The organism is Agromyces aurantiacus (assembly GCF_016907355.1).
GTDB classification, from domain to species: domain Bacteria; phylum Actinomycetota; class Actinomycetes; order Actinomycetales; family Microbacteriaceae; genus Agromyces; species Agromyces aurantiacus.
On the sequence record NZ_JAFBBW010000001.1, the window covers coordinates 2,264,336 to 2,282,941 of the forward strand.

Sequence of the window (18,606 nt, forward strand, 5' to 3'; positions counted from 1 at the left end):
GATCGCTCCAGGGGCGGTAGCTCAGCCGGTCAGAGCAGTGGACTCATAATCCATCGGTCACGGGTTCAAGTCCCGTCCGCCCTACCGTAATTCAACTTGATCAGGGTTTCTTGCCTCTAAGTGGAGGGCAGGGACTTGATGTCGTCAACGTTGATCCAACGTCCATTCGTTCGCGCGCCGAAATGGGCGTGCATGGTCAGGGTCGTCGACCGTACTCGACCGAGTTGGGTTCGCCTCGAACACCTTGGTGATACGAACAGCGAACGCCACTTCCGGCTCAGCCTCGAGCCCACGTCGACCACGAGCGAGCTCGCCGACTACCTCGGCGTGCATGTGCAGGCCACCTGCGACATGCGTACCGACGGACGGGGCCGCCCGAAGTTCATCCACCTCGCCGACGTGTGGCTCGACGACCCCGACAGATCCCTCGTGCATGCCGGCTGGCGGGCATAGTCTGGTCGAGTTCCGACGAGGGGGTCTCGAATGCTCAACGGCGAAGAACTCTGGCTCTCATACGATTCCGCGTCCGGCGCGTCGACCACGGGCCGCTTGGCCCCCGACGGCACCGTGTCCAAACTCAGGGACTTTCCACTCGACCCGTCGTGGAACCTCATCCTTCCCGCCGACGACGGGATGACGCTGTTCTATCGGGGATCCGATGACCACGTGAGCACCGGCCGATTCGGGCCGGACGGCAGTTTCACCGACCTCGTCACGAGCTCGCTGGGGATCCCTTTCCATCGGGTGACCGTGTTGTCGAACGGATTCGTGATGTGGAACACGACGGTCTCGGAGCACGGCGAGTACCGCAGCGCGAGTGCCATCGGTCGCGTGTTCGACGACGGCCGGCACGAGTTCATCAGCGAGCGCTTCCCGCTCGACTTCTGGACGCACATCGTTCACGTCGGCGAGAACCGGATCCTCTTCTACAATGCTCAAGCGGGGCTGGCAGCAACCGGAGTGGTCACCGGCGACGGCGGCTATCACGACTTCGGCAACAGCTTCCACTTCGATCCTTGGACGCAGATCGAGTCGGTCGGCGACGGCAAGGTGCTGTTCTACAACTACGAGACCGGCCTGTTCGCGTCCGGTGCGGTAAGTGCCGACGGAGGATTCGTCGATCTCTTCTCGGAGCAGGTCGGGAGCGTGAGCTTCCTACCGACGTCGCGAGGACGGTATGTCCTCTTCCGGTCCGCGGACACCTTGGCGACGCGGCTGGATGACGGCGGCGTCTTTACCGACACCGTCGTCGTCCGCGGGCTGCCCGAGGGGCGCCGCACTGCGTTCGTCCGCTGACTTCAACACCCGAGGGCCCGCCGCAGTACCCAGGACGTCGCCGACGACCTTGAACGGCACGCCATCCGAGGGATGCTCGCGCACGGACTCAACGCCTCAGTGCACTCCGACGCCCCCGACATACTTCGACGACAACATCGGCGCGATTATCGAGCGATGCGGCGTGACGAGCGATGAGTTCGCCCACCTTGCACGCAATTCCGTCGACTCTTCCTTTCTTGATGCCGAAGGGAGATCTCTGAACCGGGACCTTCGTCACTTGGTCCGCGCACGCGCTTATCCAACACTTTTGACCCAAGACGTCTCGAGAACGGTCGAGATCGACGGGAGGCATCGAGAAACGACAGCGACGATCGCGGCAAGGAATCCTGATCGGGCCGAGATTGTTCGAGGCAGCCCGGCTCGAGCCGAGACGGCGACCTCGGGTCGAGGAGATCCATCGGTCACGGGTTCAAGTCCCGTCCGCCCTACGACCGCCGGACTCGTCGAGCGAGCGGAGCGGCGTCTGCTCGGGCCCCGTCTGCTGTTGCCAGATCGGGCGCGCACCAGTGCGCTCACGACAGACTCCCTTGGGCGGGCGTTCGAGTCGGTTCGGCGAAGTCTAGACATCTGGCGCTGTTGCGTGGATGCTCAACACTGTGAGCGCGACCTTCGGTCAACACCTCGTGGGGCGAGACCAGGAGTTGGGATTTCTGTTCGGTCACCTTCGCGAGGTCGAATTCCGAGGTCGTGCAGTCGGGCTGCTGGGAGAGCCGGGCGTGGGCAAGAGTGCCCTGCTGGATCATGTGCTCGTTCACGCAGAATCTCATGGCTTCACGGTTCTGACCGCTCGCGCCAGTCAAGCCGAGACCGCGTTCCCGTTCGCAGGACTTCATCAGCTGCTTCGGCCGTTGTTGCCCTCTGCCGACCGGCTGCCGGTCAACCAACGCGACGCCCTCTTGGCCTGCTTCGCCATGACCGACTCGAACGCCACCAATCCGTTCTTCACGTCGCTGGCTGTCCTGGAGCTCGTCGTCGAAGCGGCACGACGCGCGCCAGTCCTGCTCGCGGTCGACGACCTGCACTGGATGGATCAGCCGTCTATCGATGTGGTCGGTTTCGTCGCTCGCCGGATCGCCAACGAGCGAGTCGTCCTGCTGTGCACGTCGCGCCCACGGCCCCTTCCGTTCGCAGATCACCGAACCGTTGAGTGGCTGGAACTGGCGGGCATCGATACCGCATCCTCGGCAGCCTTATTGGAGGCTCGCGCGCCCCAGCTCTCCTGGTCGGCGAGAGATCGCGTCCTACGGCAGGCTCATGGGAACCCACTGGCATTGCTCGAGTTCGCCACCGCCTTGGAATCGGGGCGCAATGCCTGGAGCGACGGGGACGAGGATCTCCCGATGACCACGCGCCTGGAGCGGGCGTTCGCAGTGCGAGTGGAGCATCTTGACGCCCCGGTACGTGCGGTCCTCGCGATCGCTGCCATCGACGATGGTGACAGCATCAGCGATCTGCTGGCGGCCGCATCTCGGTTGTACGGTTCCTCGATCGGGCCTCCGATGGCGCAGCCCGCATTCGATCAGGGACTGTTGGTTCCGACCGGCGATAGGTACCGGATCGCGCATCCGCTGATCGGTTCAGCCCTCCGACAGTCCAGCTCCCTGGCGGCACGGCGAGAGGCGCACGCGGCACTCGCGGAAGTCCTCGGCGATCATCCGGATCGGGCGACCTGGCATCGTGCCTCGTCGATGTCGGAGCGAGATGAGCAGGTCGCCGCCGACCTGGAACAAGCGGCTGGACGCGCCCGACGCCGAGGTGCCGTCGCCTCTGCTGCCGCTTGGCTCGAGCGCGCGGCGGCCCTGAGTCCAGATCCCGCATCTCAAGCCACGCGGCTGCTCAGTGCCGCTGAACTCAGTTTCCAACTCGGCCGATTCAACGAAGTCGAACGCATCAAGGGGCAGGTCGCCCAGATGACGCTGCAGACACGTGATCGGTCGAGGCTGTTGTGGCTCGAAGGTGTGTTCCACGACGGTTCCACGGGTGAGCCGGCTGAAGTACGACGCTTGGTGGACATGGCGGCGGATGCCACCGCGTCGAACGACTCCGACCTTGCGATGCAACTCCTGGTCGGAGCCGCCCGCCGAGTGTGGTGGCGTGACCCGGGCAAAATCCTCCGCCATCAGATCGTCCTCGCTGCCGAGCGTGTGGGAGTACCTGCGAATGATCCGCGCCTCCTCGCCATCTACGCGCTCGCGGAGTCCCACGAGTACAGCCAGATGGTCTTCGATCACCTCGAGCGCTGGATCTCGGACGCCGATGTGCGACCAGAACTGGCCGGCTTGCTCGGAATCGCCGCGTTCTGCACGGGGGACTTCCCTCGCGCTCTGACCTTCCTCTCCACGCCGATCGAAGCACTCCGTACGCAGGGCCGGCTGAGCCTGCTCGCCGAAGCGCTGGCCATCAGGGCCTGGGCTGAGATCTACCTCGGGATCTTCGAGGTTGCCCGGTCCGCTGATGAGGCGGTGCGTCTGGCGGACGAGACCGGTCAATCGACATGGGCTGCCACGGCCCGGATCGCGGTCGCGTTCGACCATGCCGTCAGGGGTGGACACGAGGCAGACCACGACCTGTTGACCCAGGCACAACTCGTCGCGCTGCGCACGCCGAATGCATCATCTTCGCTGCTCGCCGGCGTCCAGCTCGCCAGGGGAGTCGCCGAGCTCGGCATCGACCACCACGAGCAGGCCTACAGGGAACTCCGCCGCGTGTTCGACCCGGCCGATCCTGCCTTCCAACGAGCACAACAAGTGTGGACCTTGAGCTACCTCGCTGACGCAGCGGTTCATACGGGTCAAGAAGCTGAGGCGCGCACGATCCTGGGATCCATGGAGCGTCTGGCCGGGGCCTCTCCTGCGGCGGGGGCGACGATCGCGTTGGAGTACTCACGAGCAGTGTTGGCAGAGAACACGAGCGCCGAGACGCTCTTCGAGGGCGCGCTGCACGGCGCAGGTCGCAAGCTCCCTTGGCATCGCGCCCGGGTGGAACTGGCCTATGGGTCATGGTTGCGCCGTCATCGACGAGTCATCGAGTCCCGTGTGCCGCTGCGCGCGGCACGGGACGACTTCCACGCCGTCGGAGCCCGAACCTGGGCTGCGCGAGCCAATGCCGAGCTGCGCGCGACCGGAGAGCGAGGCTGGCAGCCCAGTCCTGCCCCACGGGAGCTGCTCTCGCCGCAAGAAGCCCAAATCGCCGACCTCGCCGCTCAAGGCCTCTCCAACCGCGAGATCGGCGAACGGCTCTTCCTGTCGCACCGCACGGTCGGCTCTCACCTCTACAGAATCTTTCCGAAGATGGGAGTCACCTCGCGCAGCCAGTTGGCTGGCGCCCTCACCGACGCCGGTGATGATTCCCGAGAGTGACGAAGCTCGCTCTCGGAAACGGAGGGGTGAGGCCGACCGAAGGTGGTGCCGATTCGTACCGGCCGGAGCGGGTAGCACCTCCGCTACGCAGTTGGGGATCGCCCGCCGGATTGGGCGTTCAGCCACGTCGCTGCGGCCCACGTGAGGAAGGGCATCACCAGCCACGTCATGAGCGGGACCACACACGCCGTCAGTATCAACGACCGCACGATGACATGGAGATCCTGGATAAGCGGTCCGGCGATCGCGAGGATCACGGTGATCAGCGGAAAGATGCCGAGCCACGTCAACAGCGCCAGTTTGTACCTGGGCGGAGGGTGGACGGGAGAAGCGCAGCTGCTGAAATGCAGTCGGACCTCGTACTCGACTGGAGCGGCATCGTTCGCGAGCACACTGGCGTCGACCCAGCCCGGGATGGCGGCAGCCTCGCTGAGAAGCTCGGCGAACTCGGCGTCACATTCCCGCGCTCGTCCCGGATGCGCTCTCCGACGAATGGTCAACGTCGACCGAGTCGACGCGCGGGCGGCGTCGCCGAGCTCTCGCCCTTTCATCGCCCGACGAACCTTCGACCAGAGAGGTCGGCGACGGGGGTGAGCTCCTCGGCGTGCCGGTGCAGGATCCTCCAGGCCCCCTCCTCGCGGCGGTACACCTGAGTTGCCCGCAGCGTCATCTGCTGCTCGGCGGCCCGGTTGGTGTACTCCTCGAGCTCGACGCTGAAGGCGAGGTCCCCGTGCGCTTGGACGATGAGCATGTGGGGAACGTAGGTGTCGAATGTCACCTGTGCTGAAACCCACATCAGCAGGTTCGCGACCTGCTCGTATCCGATGTGGTGGCCTCCGACGGCCGCCATGATCGAGGCATCCGGGGAATGCGACCACAGCCGGAGGAAGGCTTCCGTCTCGCTGCGTGTGGCGTGGCCCTCGAGTCTTCCGTGCAGATCGACGAGGAACTCCTGAAGGTCTGCAGGTGCTGCGGTCATCGTGGTCATGGTCTGCTCCAATCCTTCGAGGGCAGCGTAGGACGACGGGGATCCCGGCGACTTCAGTCGGATGACTGAGCGTTCGCAGACCCGGAGCATCGGCATTCCCCGGTCAACGGAACAGCTCGAGTTCCGAGGAGCCGGTGATGCCGATTCCCGAACGCTTCCTCAGAGGCGGACCCGGGGCCGGCCGCCGGAATGGTGTGGCCGCAACGGCCCTCACTTCGAAGAACAGTCACACGTTGGGTCATCCTGCTGAAGCAGTCGACGACGCCTCGCGGCAGTTTGGGAACGGACCCCGTGACCGCAGCGACAGCGTCCGGTCACGCCATCCCCACCAAGGAGTTCAAGGAGTCGCATCATGCCGAAGACACCGGTCGTTTTCATTCACGGCTTGTGGATCCACTCAACCGCCTGGGCGCCGTGGCTCGAGCTGTTCGACGCGAACGGCTACGCACCGGTCGCGCCCGGCTGGCCGGGAGACGCCGACACCGTGGAGGCCACGCGCGCGAACGCCGAGCACCTCGACGACGTCGGAATCGAGCAGATCTGCCACCACTATGCCGACTACATCGAAACGCTCGATGCGAAGCCGATCGTCATCGGGCACTCCTTCGGCGGCCTCATCGCCCAAGAACTGCTCGCCAACGACCTCGCCATCGCCGCAGTGGCAATCGATCCGGCACCGATCAAAGGCGTGAAGACGCTGCCGTTCTCCCAGTTGCGCTCGGGTTTCCCAGTACTCGGCAACCCGAAGAACAGGAAGCGCACGGTCTCCTTGACCGCGAAGCAGTTCCGATACAGCTTCGGCAATGCGATCTCGCAAGAGGAATCCGACGCCCTCCATGCGGCATGGACCATTCCAGGCCCGGGTCGCCCTCTCTTCGAGGATGCCACGGCCAATTTCACACGCAATTCGCCGGTTGAGGTCGACACCCTGACCGCAGTTCGCGGTCCTCTGCTGCTTGCTTCCGGGACCAAGGATCACACCGTGCCGAAGGCTGTGACCCTCGAGGTGCTCGGGATGTACGCCAACAACCCCGCATCCGTCACCGAGTACCACGAGTTCGAGGGACGCGGGCACTCGCTCACCATGGACAGCGGCTGGCGGGATGTCGCCGACGTGACCCTCGAGTGGCTCGTTTCGAAGCGACTCGACGCGACGAGCCCGGCACCCACCGCCTAGTCAGCCCTTGCCTCCCGTCCGCCCCAGAGGTCGAATTCGGGAGCCCGCCTCCGAGGTGATCGTCGGTCGACCCGGGATACTGGACGCATGTCCTCCTCCGTCGAGCGCCGTTCCAATCCCACCGCCTGGGCCGCCTTCTGGGTCGCGCTGGCCGGCCTCGTGCTCATGCCCATCCCGCTCTTCATCGGGCTGATCCTCGGCGGCGGCCTCTCCATCGTCGCCGCGATCCTCACTGTGATCGCGCTGCTCAAGGGGCTCGCGCGCAACGGCACGGGGATCGCGCCCGTCGTGTTCGCCGCGATCTTCATCGCGCTGACGTGGGGCGGCATCTCCGCCGGCGGCGGGACCGTCTGGTAGGTCGGCCTCGGCCGATTCGGTTAACCGACAGGGTGTCGGTAAGTTGGGATCATGGAGATCCTGAAGAACGTCATCCTCGCCATCCACATCATCGGCGTCGCCGCACTGCTCGGCGGTGTGCTGTACCAGCTGGGCGCGATGCGGCAGGGCAAGGGGCGCATCCTCACCGCGATGATGCACGGAGCCTGGACGATGCTGGCGACGGGCATCCTGCTGGTCGGACTCCAGTACCCGCTGGGCCACGAGGTGAACAACGCGAAGGTCACCGTCAAGCTCGTGGTCCTCGTCGCGATCATCGTGATCGCCCTGGTGAACCGCAAGAAGGACGCCGTCGCCTCGTGGGTCCTGCCGACGATCGGCGGGCTCACGGTGCTGAACGTGCTGCTCGCCACCGTCTGGCGATGAGCGCGCCGCCGCGTCTCGCACGCGGCGACTGCGCACGGGCGGCGCGGCCGAGGATAATTGCCGGATGCCGAAGATCACCGCACCGACCGTGGCCGAGCATCGGGCAGCGCAGCGCGCGGCGCTCGTGCGCGCCGCCGGGGCCATCCTGGTCGCGGAGGGACTCGCGGGGGTCTCACCCCGGGCGGTGACCGAGCGCGCCGGCCTCGCTCGCTCGAGCTTCTACGACTACTTCGGAACCAAGGACGACCTGCTCGTCGCCATCGCGATCGACGCGATCACGGAGTGGGATGCCGAGATCGAGGAGGCGCTCGCGAACGCCGAGGCCGGGGCGCCGAGGCTGCGTGCCCTCGTCGAGGCGACCATGGCGATGACCGCCGACGGCCGACACGGGATCGCCGGCGCGCTGCGCGACGCCGACCTGCACCCGAGTCGCTATGAGGACCTCATGCAGATGCACGACGCGCTGCTCCGGCCCGTGGTGGCTGTGCTCGGCGAGTGCGGCGTGCGCGAACCGGAGCGCGCTGCCGTGCTCGTCCAGGGCACCCTCGCCGCGGGGATGCAGCTCGTGACGCACGGGGCCGACCATCGCGCCGTCGCCGAGGACGTGTACCGCCTGCTGGTCGACGGCGTGCTCGCGTGACCCGAGCCGACCTTCGGCGCGCGCGGACTGCTCCGACTTTCGACCCTCCCTGCCGGCCGCCGATCCGTGCGATGGTGATGCCGCAGTCGTCGACCGTCCACAGCCTCGACCTCAACGCCGATCCGAGACGGACGCGACGCTGAGATCCGGGGAGGTGTCGTGAACTCGACCGACGACACCGCGCCGACCTCGGAGCTCCGGGGCCTCACCACCGACGAGGCCGCTCGTCGACTCGCGCAGGACGGCCCGAACGAGCTGCCGACGGCGAAGCCGCGCACGCTCCTGCAGCAGGCGTGGGCCGTGATCCGGCAGCCCATGATCCTGCTCCTCCTGGTGGCCGGCACCGTGAACTTCGCCTTGGCCGAGCCGCTCGACGGCGCCATCCTGATGTCGTTCGTGGTGGTCGTGATCGCCATCTCGGTGTACCAGGAGCACAAGACCGAGAACGCGCTCGCGGCCCTGCGCAACCTCTCGTCGCCGCGCGCCCTCGTCGTCCGCGACGGGCGGCAACTGCGCATCCCCGGTCGCGAGGTGGTGCGCGGCGACGTCGTGCTGCTCGTCGAGGGCGACCGCGTTCCGGCCGATGCCGTGCTCGCCGAGGCCGCGAGCCTCTCGGCCGACGAGTCGGCGCTCACGGGCGAGGCGGTGCCCGTGCGCAAGCGACGCGTCGAGGGGCAGCCCGGCGCGGCGACGATGGGGCCGCCGGACGGCGACGCCACCCCGTGGGTGTTCTCGGGAACGCTGGTCGTGAAGGGTCGCGGCGTCGCGCTGGTCATGGGAACCGGATCCGACACCGAGCTCGGTCGCATCGGCACGGCGTTGCGCACCATCGAGGAGGGGCCGACGCCCCTCCAGCGCGAGATCGGTCGCCTCGTGCGGATCATCGCCGTCCTGGGCCTGCTCGCGGCTGCGGCGGTCGCCGTCATCTACGGCCTGACCCGTGGGGTGTGGCTCGAGGGCGTCCTCGCGGGGATCGCCACGGCCATGGCGATGCTCCCCGAGGAGTTCCCGGTCGTGCTCACGGTCTTCCTGGCGCTCGGTGCGTGGCGGATGTCGCAGCGCCACGTGCTCACGCGCCGTCCGCCGGTCGTGGAGACCCTCGGCTCGGCGACCGTCGTGTGCGTCGACAAGACCGGCACGCTCACCCTGAACCGGATGACGGTGCGGGAGTTCACGGTCGGCGGGCGGACCCACGTGGTGGAGCCCGGGGTGCCGCTCCCGGAGGAGTTCCACGAAGTCGCCGAATACGCGGTGCTCGCCTCGCCGGTCGATCCGTTCGACCCGATGGACACGGCGTTCACGGCACTCGGCAGCCGTGCGCTGGCGGGAACCGAGCACCTGCATCCCGGATGGGAGCTCGTGCGCGAGTACCCGCTCTCCGAGCAGCTGCTGGCGCTCGCCCACGTCTGGCGGTCGCCCGACGGCGCCGATCAGGTCGTCGCGGCGAAGGGAGCGCCCGAGGCGATCGCCGACCTGTGCCACTTCGATGCCGATCGCACGGCCGCGCTTCGCCGGGAGGTGGACGCCGCGACCTCCGCGGGCCTGCGCGTGCTCGGGGTCGCACGGGCGAGCATCGGCCGCGCCGAGGCGCTGCCGACCGAGCAGCACGAGTTCGACTTCGAGTTCGTGGGGCTGGCCGGCCTCCACGACCCCGTGCGTCCCGGCGCCGCGGAGGCGGTCGCCGAGCTGCGCCGGGCCGGCGTGCGCACCGTCATGATCACCGGCGACTACCCCGGCACGGCCATCGCGATCGCGCGGGAGATCGGCCTCGACCTCGCGGGCGGGGTGATCACGGGACCCGAGCTGACCGAGCTGCGCGACGAGGACCTGGCCCGGCGCATCCGCGACGTCAGCGTCTTCGCCCGCATGGTGCCCGACCAGAAGCTGCGGCTCGTCCGCGCGTTGCAGTCGGACGGCGAGGTCGTCGGGATGACCGGCGACGGCGTCAACGACGCCCCGGCGCTGCGCGCAGCAGACATCGGCATCGCGATGGGTGCGCGGGGCACGGATGTCGCCCGCGAATCCGCCGCGCTCGTCATCACGGACGACGACGTCTCGTCGATCGCCGGCGGGATCCGCAAGGGTCGTGCCATCTTCGAGAACCTGCGGAAGGCGATGGCGTACATCATCGCCGTGCACGTGCCGATCGTCGGGATGTCGCTGATCCCGGTGTTCGTGGCGGAGTGGCCGCTGGTGCTGCTTCCGGCGCTCATCGCGTTCCTCGAGCTGATCATCGACCCCGCGTGCTCGGTGGTGTTCGAGGCCGAGGAGGCCGACCCGGGCATCATGGAGCAGCCGCCCCGCGGCCTCGCCGAGCCCATGTTCGGACGGCGCCTGCTCGCCATCGCCGTGGCGCAGGGCGTGTCGATGCTCGTCGCCGTGCTGGCGGTCTACGTGTGGGCGCTGCTCGGCGATCGGCCAGACGAGGCCGTGCGGTCGGTCACGTTCGCGACGCTCGTGTTCGGGAACCTCGCGCTGATCCTGGTCAACCGCTCGTGGCGGCTGCCCGTCTGGCGCACGTTCCGCGAGCGACGCAACCCCACGCTGAAGTGGATCCTCCTCGGTGCGACCGCCCTGCTCGCGCTGCTGCTGCTCGTCCCGGCGTTCCGCGACGCGTTCGGCCTGGGAGCGCTCGACGTGCGGGATTGGGTGGTCGCCCTCGCCGCCGGGGTCGGCGGTGCCGCCTGGTTCGAGGTCGTCAAGGTCGTGTCGCGCCCGGCCGCCGCGACGCCTCGCGGTCCGTGACGGGGCGGATGTCGCGACGGCATGATCGTCGCCGCGACATCCGCCCTCGACGGCTCAGTCCGCCTGCGCCGATACGCGCGCGGTCTCGTGCGCCGCCACGATGCGCCCGCCGGCGAGTCCCGCGAGGATCGAGCCGACGTCGAGGCCGGTCAGGGACTTCACGACCTCGGTGCCTTCGCCGAGCACCTGGCCCACCGTCTTCGTCACCGCGCTCGCGCCGTCGGTCGAGACCACCGTGAGCGTGTCGATGTTCGAGATCGGCTCGGCGGCCGCACGCACGATCTCGGGCAGGCGCGAGATGATCTCCTGCGCGAGCGCCGCCTCGCCGTACTTCTTGAGCGCCTCGGCCTTGGCGTCGGTCGCGGCCGCCTCGGCGATGCCCTCGGCCTGGACGGCGGCCGCGCGGGCCTCGCCCTCGGCGCGGATACCGGCGGCGAGGGCGACCTGGCGGTCGCGCTCGGCCTCACCGGCGACGCGCACGCTCGTGGCGGCCGCCTCGGCATCCTGCACGGCCGCGACCTTGTTCGCCTCGGCGATCTTGGTGCGCTTGTAGGCGTCGGCCTCGGTGGCCGCGTTCGCGGCGTCGCGCTGGGCGTTCGCGCGCTGCACCTCGGCGTACGCCTCCGCCTCGGCGGGCTTGCGGATTTCGATGTCGAGCCGCTCCTGCGTTACGAGCGCCTGCTCCGAGAGCGCGTCGCGCTCCTGCACCGCGACGAGCTTGTCCTGCTCGGCCTTCGCGAGCATGCCGGATGCCTCGGCCTCGGCGTTCGCGCGGTCGGTCTCGGCCTTGATCGCCGCCTGCTTCAGGCTCAGCGCCTTCTGGCGCTCGGCGATCTGCTCGGCAGCCTCGATGCGGGCGAACTCGCTCGCCCGCGCCGCCTCGGCCTCGCTGACCTCCGCGACCTGACGGGCACGGGCGGCCTCGGCGCGCCCGAGGTTCGCGAGGTAGTCGCTGCCCGGCGTGGAGATGTCGCTGATGTTGAGCAGGTCGACCTGCAGGCCCTGCTCGGCCAGGTCAGCCTTGGTCTCGGCGACCACGCGGTCGGAGAGCGATTTGCGATCGGAGATGATCTGCTCGATGGTCATGTCGCCGACGATCGAGCGCAGCGAGCCCTCGAGCGACTCCTTGATGATCTCGGTCAGCAGGTCCTGCTGCGAGAGGAAGCGCTGGGCGGCGCGTCGCACGCCCTCCTCGGTGCCGCTCACCTTGAAGTTGATCGAGGCCTTGATCGCGATCTTGATGCGGTGCTTGTCGACGCCCTCGACCGTGATGCCGATCTGGCGCTGCTCGAGCGAGATCGGGAAGCCCTGCTGCAGGACCGGCCACACGAACGTGCGGCCGCCGATGACGACGCGCTGGCCGGTGCCGATCTCGGCGGGGGCGCGGCCGGCGCCGCGGCCGACGATGATGAGCGCCTCGTTCGGCGGCACGCGCCGGATGCGTCCGGCGATGAAGCCAAGCAAGCCGAGGAATGCGACGGCGATCGCGACGATCGCGCCGATCTGGATGAGTGCGGGGTCGGTCATGGGGTCCTTCCGGTTCGGGTCGGGGCGGGGGAGGGTGCAGTGGTCGAGCGGGTCAGGCGTGGTCGGCGACGACCTTGACCCGGCTGCCGGCGTGCTCGATCACGCGCACGCGTGAGCCTTCGGCGATCGGGGCGTCGGCCCAGGCCAGCCGGCGCTCGAGCTCGCCGGGGCCGTCGAGGCTGACCTCGCCGCCTGACGACGAGATCGAGGCGGTCGCGACACCGGTGAGCCCGATCGCGGACGCGGGCACGCCGTCGGAGCTCCGCGCGAGGGAGCGGACGAACAGCACCGACGCCACGTACGCCGCGGCGGCGAGCACGATCGCCGCGACGTACGCCCAGACGAGGTCGAGCCCCGCGCCGACCGTGAGCGCGCCGGCCGCGCCGAAGACCGTCAACCCGATGCCGAGCGCCGTGCCGGAGACCAGGCCGTCGCCCATCTCGAAGTGGTCGAGCACGTCGCCGATGACGAGCGAGACCACGAGCAGGAGGAGGCCGAGGCCTCCGACGACCAGGAAGGGGAGGAGCACGCGGGGCCTCTCTGCACACGAAGGTCCCCGCCCGAGCGGCGGGGACGGACTCACCCTAGTGGCGCCGCATCCCGCGCCACCAGAGGGAGCGGTCCCCATCCGGAGGAAATGCTCCGGCGGCGACGCTCAGTCGCTCAGGAGGCGACCGCGCCGCCGATCCGCAGGCGTGCCACGGCCGCCTCGCCCCGGATCACGCCCAGCAGCCGCACGACCTCGTCGACGACCTGTGCGTTCACCGTGCGACATACCACGCTGTAGGGGCCGAGCGGTTCGAGTCCGCCCGCGCGGATGCGGATGACTTCCCAGCCGACCTCGCGCAGCACGGCATCCTTCTCGACGTCGGAGCCCTCCTTCAGGCCCCGGTGCGCCCGCCCCGAACGACCCGGGTCGTCGTACTCGATGGCCACGCGCAGCTCGGCGACGAGGATGTCGGGCCACACCTCCTGGCGGCCGTAGAACATGCGCGCCGTGCGCACCGCGTTCGCGCGATGGTGCAGCCGGATCCGCTCGCCGAGCAGGGCGCGGAGCCGTTGCTCGGTCATCGAGGTGCCGACGCGCAGGCCCGGCTTCATGAACGGCATGCCGGCCTCGCGCGCCGCGGCCCCGGCGCCGGCGGCGTTCGCACGGCACTTCGCGCACCCCGTGCCGGTCAGCACGTCGATGACCGTCGCGCGGTAGCGGTCGTGGCCGCGGCGGCACTGCCACTCGTACTCGGCGCCGACGCGCGTCTCGGCCATGAGCGGGCGGCGCTGCGCGGGCGCGACGCGGCCCAGCAGCTCAGCCCTGGTGCGCTGCGTCTCGTCGAGCAGCATGCAGAGCGGGCAGGCGCGGCGGATGCCGACTGCCGACGGGTCGTCGGGCGCGGCCCCGTGTCCGCATCGGAACCTCACCGCGACCATGTCGCCCCATCGTCTCGCATGCCGACATCGTGACGGACGCCGCCGACACTCGCCTCGCAGCCGGCCTGCGGCCCGCGCCGACCGCGGGCGCCGCGCGATGTCACCGGCCCGCGGCAGAATCGTCTCGTGCGGATCGCGGTCGCGTCGACGCGCGCGGGGCGCGTGGAACTCGTCGACCCCGACGGCGACCTCCGGCTCGAGGTCGATCGCGCGGCGTTGCCGGCCGAGGTCGCCCGGCTCGAGGTCGAGGTGAAGCCGCGCTGGGTCTGGCGCGACACGGGGGAGTGGGCGCCCGAGCTGCTCGCGGCGGGGGTGCGCGTCGCGCGATGCCACGACCTGCGCCTGTGCGGCGCGATCCTCGCCGCGTCCACGTTCGTCGGCGAGGCGAGTACCCCCGCCACGACCAGACCCGCGTGGCTGCCACAGGGGCCCGCCGAGGCGATGGTCCCCAGTGCGAGCGGCCCCGTGCCATCCGCGGTCCAGCGCGGGCCCGCGCTGTTCGACCTCGAGGCCGACCCCGTGGGCGACGTGTCAGCCGGTTCCGCACCGCGCGCCGAGGAAGTGGCGGCCGAGCACGACCGGCAGCTGGCGCTCGTCGCCGCATCGTCGCGGCCGGGCGCGCTGCGGCTGCTGCTCGCCGCGGAATCTGCCGGCGCGCTCATCGCCGCCGAGCTGCACGCCGCGGGACTGCCCTGGGATCGCCGGGTGCACGAGCGCGTGCTGGCCGAGGCGCTCGGTCCACGTCCCACCCCGGGCCGCAAGCCCGTCCGGATGGAGGAGCTCGCCGAAGTCGTCCGGCTGGCGCTCGAGGCTCCACTGCTCAACCTCGACTCGCAGGCCGACCTGCTGCGCGCGCTCCGCAGCGCGGGCATCGCGGTCGATTCGACGGCACGGTGGGAGCTTCGCGAGCACGACCATCCCGCGATCGCGCCGCTCATCGCATACAAACGCCTCGCGCGGCTGCTCTCCGCGAACGGGTGGGGCTGGCTCGACGAGTGGATCGTCGACGGCCGGTTCCGCTCCGAGTACGTGGCCGGCGGCACCGCGACGGGGCGATGGGCGACCGCCGGCGGCGGCGCGCTCCAGCTGCCGAAGGCCGTCCGCGCAGCGGTCGCGGCCGACGACGGCTGGATGCTCGTGGTCGCCGACGCCGCGCAGCTCGAGCCGCGCGTGCTCGCCGCCCTCGCCCGCGACCCGGCGATGGCCGCCGCTGGCCGCGGCCGCGACATGTACCGCGCGATCGTCGACGCCGGTGTCGTCGCCACGCGCGACGAGGCGAAGGTCGCCCTGCTCGGCGCGATGTACGGCGCGACGACCGGTGACAGCGGCCGCCTCGTGCCACGGCTCGCGCGCGCCTACCCGCAGGCGATGGGCCTCGTCGACCGCGCCGCGCGCGACGGTGAGGCCGGGCGGGCGGTCACGACCCTCCTCGGGCGTTCCTCGCCGCTGCCGCCCGCGCGATGGCACGAGCTGCAGGCGCGGGCGACCCAGCCCGATGCCACCGACGCCGACGAGCGACGGGCGCGATCGGCGGCGCGCGACTGGGGCCGCTTCACGCGCAATTTCGTCGTGCAGGGCACGGCGGCGGAGTGGGCCCTGTGCTGGCTCGCGGGCGTGCGGAACCGATTGGCCGACCTCGCCCCTCGCTCGCCTTCGCGCGCGGCGGCGGGCTCCGGGCCCGTGTTCGCACGCATCCCGCACCTGGTGTACTTCCTGCACGACGAGCTCATCGTGCACACCCCCGAGGAGCTCGCGGGCGAGGTCGCCGAGGCGGTGCGCGAGGCGGCGGAGGACGCCGGCCGCATGCTGTTCGGCGACGCGCCGGTCGAGTTCCCGCTCGACCTCGTCGCGACGGGGAGCTACGCGTCGATCGACTGAGGCTGCGACGGCGGCTGCGACGGGCGACGGCCGCGCCGCGGGCGGTCCGTGCTCGGGGCGAATGCGAGTCCCGCGTCATCCGCCCGGCTCGCCCCGTCGAGCCACGCGATCGCCGCGTCGGCTTGGGCGATGTCGGCCGTCGCGGCGAGCGCGGCCAGGGCCTCCGGGCCCGACGCGCGGGGAGCACCCGGCCCGGATGCCGCAGCCGCGCGGTTCGCGCGACGGACCGCGTCGGCGCGTCGCGCGCCCCAGCGTTCGCGTTCGCCGCCGATGACCGGTGACGCGTCGATCGACGGCAGCGACGCGGCCAGCATCACGCGGTCGAGGGTCTCATGCCAGGCGTCGGCGCCCGCGGCATCCGCACCCGCGAGCCACGCCGCGGCCGCCTCGCGCCCCGCGGCAGTGAGGCGATGCAGCGGCAGCCCGTCATCGGTGGTGCCGGCCCGCTCGACGAGTCGCTGCCTCGCGAGGCGGTCGAGCGTGGCGTAGGTCTGTCCGACGTTGATGTCGCGCCGCCCGCCGGTTCGCGCGGCCAGCCCGCCGTGCAGCTGGAAGCCGTACGCCGGCCCGTCGAGGAGCAGGACGAGCAGGGCATCGCGCACGGCCATCCGGTCTCCTTCGCCCTCGGGCAATCACTCACCCGGTGAACAGTTTACCGTCAGGCCCTTGTCAGGCCGCGGGAACCCGGGCATACTCGACCTGACGATTCGTCGTCGCCAATCGAATATCCGCGCTCGCGCCGAGCCGCCCGTTCCCGAGGTCGTAGGGGAAGACGCACCTCAGGAGGAACGGAGCAGGAGATGGCGGAGCAGGTCACGCGGGCCGCACGCGCCGCGCGGGGGATGCTGTTCGTGCATTCGTCGCAGCGGGCGCTCTGCCCGCATGTCGAATGGGCGGCAGGGCGAGCGATCGGCGCGCCCGTGAACTTCGACTGGGTCGAGCAGCCCGTGCTGCCCGGCACCCTCCGCGCCGAGTACTCGTGGGTCGGCGAACCCGGCACCGGTGCGCGCATCGCCTCGGCCCTGCGCGGCTGGGAGCAGCTGCGCTTCGAGGTGAGCGAGGACCCGGGGCCCGGCAGCGACGGGGCGCGCTGGATGCACACGCCTGAGCTCGGCGTCTTCTACGCGCAGACCGACTCGGCCGGCAACCTCGTCGTGCCCGAGGACCGCATCCGCTACGCGATGGAGATCGCCGCGTTCGACGCGGGCGAGCTGCACCGCGAGCTCCGCCTCGCCCTCGGGCAGGCCTGGGATGACGAGCTCGAGCCGTTCCGGCACGCGAGCGACTTCGCCCCGGTGGTGTGGCTGCACCGGGTGGGATGAGGCCCCGCCGCCCCATGGCGCGACGCGTTGGTCGGTCGACTCGGTCCCGGCAGCGCACGACCGTCACCGGCGGCGGCGACGCAGCGGGCCCCGGCGCCGTGAGGCGACCGGGGCCCGATGCATGAATCCGAGCGGATGCCGCGGCATCCGCTGCACGTCACACGCTGCGGAACGCGGCGACGGCGTTGTGCCCGCCGAACCCGAACGAGTTGCTGATGGCGATGAGCTCGCCGTCGCCGAGCGCGCGCGGCGAGGTGACGACGTCGAGCGGGATCTCGGGATCCTGCTCGGTGAGGTTGATCGTCGGGGGAGCGGTGCGCTCGTGGAGCGCGAGCACCGTGAAGATCGCCTCGATCGCGCCGGCGCCGCCGAGCAGGTGCCCGGTCGACGCCTTGGTCGCGGTCACCGCGATCGACTCGAGGTGGTCGCCGAAGACGCGACGCAGGGCGTTGTACTCGGCGATGTCGCCGACCGGCGTGCTCGTGGCGTGCGCGTTGACGTGAGCGACGTCGGTGAGGCTCGCGCCCGCATCCTCGATCGCCGACTTCATCGCGCGCGCGGCGGCCGAGCCCTCGGGGTCGGGCGCGGTGATGTGGTACGCGTCGCTCGTGATCGCGCCGCCGAGCAGTTCGGCGTAGATACGGACGCCGCGCGCCTTGGCGTGCTCCTCGGTCTCGAGCACGAGCGCCGCGCCGCCCTCGCCCATGACGAAGCCGTCGCGCGCGATGTCGTAGGGCCGCGAGGCGACCGCCGGGTCGTCGTTGCGCTTGGAGAGCGCCTGCATCGAGTTGAACGAGGCGATGGTGATGGGGTGGATGGCCGACTCGGAGCCGCCCGCGATGACGACGTCGGCCAGTCCGTCCTGCAGGTGCTTCCAGCCGTTCACGAGCGACTCGGTGCTCGAGGCGCACGCCGAGACCACGGTGCGGATGCCGGCGCGGGCGTGCAGGTCCATGCCCACCGCGGCGCCCGGGCCGTTCGGCATGAGCATCGGCACGGTCATGGGCAGCACGCGTCGCGGACCGCGCTCGCGCAGGGTGTCCCACGCGTCGAGCAGCGTCCACACGCCGCCGATGCCGGTCGCCCAGTCGATGGCGAGCCGCTCGGGCGCGACCTCGGGCGCGCCCGCGTCGGCCCACGCCTCGCGGCCGGCGATCAGGGCGAACTGACTCGACGGGTCGAGGCGCTTCACCTCGTGCCGTTCGAGCACGTCGGCCGCTGGGACCTTCGCCGTCGCGGCGAACGTCACGGGCAGCTCGTACTTCGCCACCCACTCGTGCTCGAGCGAGCGCGCGCCGGACTCGCCGGCGAGCAGGGCCTTCCAACTGTCACGAGCGGTGCCGCCGATGGGCGTGGTGGCACCGATGCCCGTGATCACGATCTTCTTGGTCATACGAAATCACTCCGTGGGGGCGGGACGGCGGACGGGCCGGCTTCCGCCG

At 70.2% G+C, this 18,606-nt stretch carries 17 protein-coding genes and 1 tRNA gene; 11 read left to right on the forward strand and 7 right to left on the reverse strand.

Annotated features, from left to right (window positions below):
• Positions 1 to 10 precede the first annotated feature (10 nt).
• From JOD46_RS10740 to JOD46_RS10755, 4 genes are all read left to right on the forward strand, one after another.
• Positions 11 to 84, forward strand: a tRNA-Ile gene (locus JOD46_RS10740).
• Between the two features lie 108 nt (positions 85 to 192).
• The gene (locus JOD46_RS10745) at positions 193 to 453 is read left to right on the forward strand and encodes a hypothetical protein (RefSeq protein ID WP_204394122.1); all 261 of its coding nucleotides are present in this window, start codon (positions 193 to 195) and stop codon (positions 451 to 453) included.
• Positions 454 to 483: 30 nt separating this feature from the next.
• Complete coding sequence (locus tag JOD46_RS10750; RefSeq protein WP_204394124.1) at positions 484 to 1,296, forward strand: hypothetical protein; 813 nt, start codon at positions 484 to 486, stop codon at positions 1,294 to 1,296.
• 638 nt (positions 1,297 to 1,934) lie between these two features.
• Complete coding sequence (locus tag JOD46_RS10755; protein ID WP_204394126.1) at positions 1,935 to 4,697, forward strand: ATP-binding protein; 2,763 nt, start codon at positions 1,935 to 1,937, stop codon at positions 4,695 to 4,697.
• An 83-nt stretch (positions 4,698 to 4,780) separates the two neighbouring features.
• Here JOD46_RS10755 and JOD46_RS10760 read toward each other — a convergent pair whose 3' ends face one another.
• Both JOD46_RS10760 and JOD46_RS10765 read right to left on the reverse strand, forming a co-directional pair.
• Entirely contained in the window at positions 4,781 to 5,248 is a 468-nt protein-coding gene (locus JOD46_RS10760) for a putative antibiotic biosynthesis monooxygenase (RefSeq protein WP_204394127.1), read from the reverse strand.
• Positions 5,245 to 5,685, reverse strand: coding sequence for a YybH family protein (locus JOD46_RS10765; protein WP_204394129.1), 441 nt, complete (start codon positions 5,683 to 5,685; stop codon positions 5,245 to 5,247). The genes JOD46_RS10760 and JOD46_RS10765 overlap by 4 nt, the downstream gene beginning before the upstream one ends.
• Positions 5,686 to 6,037: 352 nt before the next feature.
• Here JOD46_RS10765 and JOD46_RS10770 point away from each other — a divergent pair, with 352 nt between their 5' ends.
• The 5 genes from JOD46_RS10770 to JOD46_RS10790 all read left to right on the forward strand — a co-directional run bounded on the left by JOD46_RS10770 (position 6,038) and on the right by JOD46_RS10790 (position 11,009).
• On the forward strand, positions 6,038 to 6,862 hold the full coding sequence (locus JOD46_RS10770) for an alpha/beta hydrolase (RefSeq protein WP_204394131.1): 825 nt from the start codon (positions 6,038 to 6,040) through the stop codon (positions 6,860 to 6,862).
• 87 nt (positions 6,863 to 6,949) lie between these two features.
• Positions 6,950 to 7,219 (forward strand): hypothetical protein, encoded by a 270-nt coding sequence (locus JOD46_RS10775; protein WP_204394133.1) that lies wholly within the window; start codon positions 6,950 to 6,952, stop codon positions 7,217 to 7,219.
• A 51-nt stretch (positions 7,220 to 7,270) separates the two neighbouring features.
• Positions 7,271 to 7,624: a hypothetical protein gene (locus JOD46_RS10780; protein ID WP_204394135.1), complete on the forward strand. Its 354-nt coding sequence runs from the start codon at positions 7,271 to 7,273 to the stop codon at positions 7,622 to 7,624.
• Positions 7,625 to 7,688: 64 nt separating this feature from the next.
• Positions 7,689 to 8,264 (forward strand): TetR/AcrR family transcriptional regulator, encoded by a 576-nt coding sequence (locus tag JOD46_RS10785; protein ID WP_204394137.1) that lies wholly within the window; start codon positions 7,689 to 7,691, stop codon positions 8,262 to 8,264.
• Between the two features lie 159 nt (positions 8,265 to 8,423).
• Entirely contained in the window at positions 8,424 to 11,009 is a 2,586-nt protein-coding gene (locus tag JOD46_RS10790; protein WP_204394139.1) for a cation-translocating P-type ATPase, read from the forward strand.
• 54 nt (positions 11,010 to 11,063) lie between these two features.
• On the opposite strand, the gene JOD46_RS10795 is transcribed toward JOD46_RS10790, so the two are convergent.
• The 3 genes from JOD46_RS10795 to JOD46_RS10805 all read right to left on the reverse strand — a co-directional run bounded on the left by JOD46_RS10795 (position 11,064) and on the right by JOD46_RS10805 (position 13,964).
• A complete protein-coding gene (locus JOD46_RS10795) occupies positions 11,064 to 12,536 on the reverse strand; it encodes a flotillin family protein (RefSeq protein WP_204394141.1) in 1,473 nt (490 codons plus the stop codon).
• Between the two features lie 52 nt (positions 12,537 to 12,588).
• Entirely contained in the window at positions 12,589 to 13,065 is a 477-nt protein-coding gene (locus JOD46_RS10800; RefSeq protein ID WP_307835002.1) for an NfeD family protein, read from the reverse strand.
• Positions 13,066 to 13,199: 134 nt separating this feature from the next.
• Positions 13,200 to 13,964, reverse strand: a complete 765-nt coding sequence (locus JOD46_RS10805; protein WP_204394145.1) for a putative endonuclease domain-containing protein — start codon at positions 13,962 to 13,964, stop codon at positions 13,200 to 13,202.
• Positions 13,965 to 14,090: 126 nt separating this feature from the next.
• Between JOD46_RS10805 and JOD46_RS10810 the strand changes: the two genes are divergently transcribed.
• The gene (locus JOD46_RS10810) at positions 14,091 to 15,842 is read left to right on the forward strand and encodes a bifunctional 3'-5' exonuclease/DNA polymerase (RefSeq protein WP_204394147.1); all 1,752 of its coding nucleotides are present in this window, start codon (positions 14,091 to 14,093) and stop codon (positions 15,840 to 15,842) included.
• Here JOD46_RS10810 and JOD46_RS10815 read toward each other — a convergent pair.
• Positions 15,824 to 16,450: a PadR family transcriptional regulator gene (locus tag JOD46_RS10815; RefSeq protein ID WP_204394149.1), complete on the reverse strand. Its 627-nt coding sequence runs from the start codon at positions 16,448 to 16,450 to the stop codon at positions 15,824 to 15,826. The two genes, JOD46_RS10810 and JOD46_RS10815, sit on opposite strands and share 19 nt — an antisense overlap.
• Before the next feature lie 234 nt (positions 16,451 to 16,684).
• On the opposite strand from JOD46_RS10815, the gene JOD46_RS10820 reads away from it, so the two are divergent.
• Positions 16,685 to 17,164 (forward strand): DUF3145 domain-containing protein, encoded by a 480-nt coding sequence (locus JOD46_RS10820; protein ID WP_204396533.1) that lies wholly within the window; start codon positions 16,685 to 16,687, stop codon positions 17,162 to 17,164.
• A 157-nt stretch (positions 17,165 to 17,321) separates the two neighbouring features.
• Here the strand turns inward: JOD46_RS10820 and JOD46_RS10825 are convergent, their stop codons facing one another.
• Entirely contained in the window at positions 17,322 to 18,557 is a 1,236-nt protein-coding gene (locus JOD46_RS10825) for a beta-ketoacyl-[acyl-carrier-protein] synthase family protein (protein WP_204394151.1), read from the reverse strand.
• Between the last annotated feature and the right edge of the window lie 49 nt (positions 18,558 to 18,606).

Coding starts and splice junctions, on each gene's coding strand:
- JOD46_RS10745 (WP_204394122.1), top strand. CDS start 193: ATGGTCAGGGTCGTCGACCGTACTCGACCGAGTTGGGTTCGCCTCGAA.
- JOD46_RS10750 (WP_204394124.1), top strand. CDS start 484: ATGCTCAACGGCGAAGAACTCTGGCTCTCATACGATTCCGCGTCCGGC.
- JOD46_RS10760 (WP_204394127.1), bottom strand. CDS start 5,248: ATGAAAGGGCGAGAGCTCGGCGACGCCGCCCGCGCGTCGACTCGGTCG.
- JOD46_RS10765 (WP_204394129.1), bottom strand. CDS start 5,685: ATGACCACGATGACCGCAGCACCTGCAGACCTTCAGGAGTTCCTCGTC.
- JOD46_RS10770 (WP_204394131.1), top strand. CDS start 6,038: ATGCCGAAGACACCGGTCGTTTTCATTCACGGCTTGTGGATCCACTCA.
- JOD46_RS10775 (WP_204394133.1), top strand. CDS start 6,950: ATGTCCTCCTCCGTCGAGCGCCGTTCCAATCCCACCGCCTGGGCCGCC.
- JOD46_RS10780 (WP_204394135.1), top strand. CDS start 7,271: ATGGAGATCCTGAAGAACGTCATCCTCGCCATCCACATCATCGGCGTC.
- JOD46_RS10785 (WP_204394137.1), top strand. CDS start 7,689: ATGCCGAAGATCACCGCACCGACCGTGGCCGAGCATCGGGCAGCGCAG.
- JOD46_RS10795 (WP_204394141.1), bottom strand. CDS start 12,536: ATGACCGACCCCGCACTCATCCAGATCGGCGCGATCGTCGCGATCGCC.
- JOD46_RS10805 (WP_204394145.1), bottom strand. CDS start 13,964: ATGGTCGCGGTGAGGTTCCGATGCGGACACGGGGCCGCGCCCGACGAC.
- JOD46_RS10815 (WP_204394149.1), bottom strand. CDS start 16,450: ATGGCCGTGCGCGATGCCCTGCTCGTCCTGCTCCTCGACGGGCCGGCG.
- JOD46_RS10820 (WP_204396533.1), top strand. CDS start 16,685: ATGCTGTTCGTGCATTCGTCGCAGCGGGCGCTCTGCCCGCATGTCGAA.
- JOD46_RS10825 (WP_204394151.1), bottom strand. CDS start 18,557: ATGACCAAGAAGATCGTGATCACGGGCATCGGTGCCACCACGCCCATC.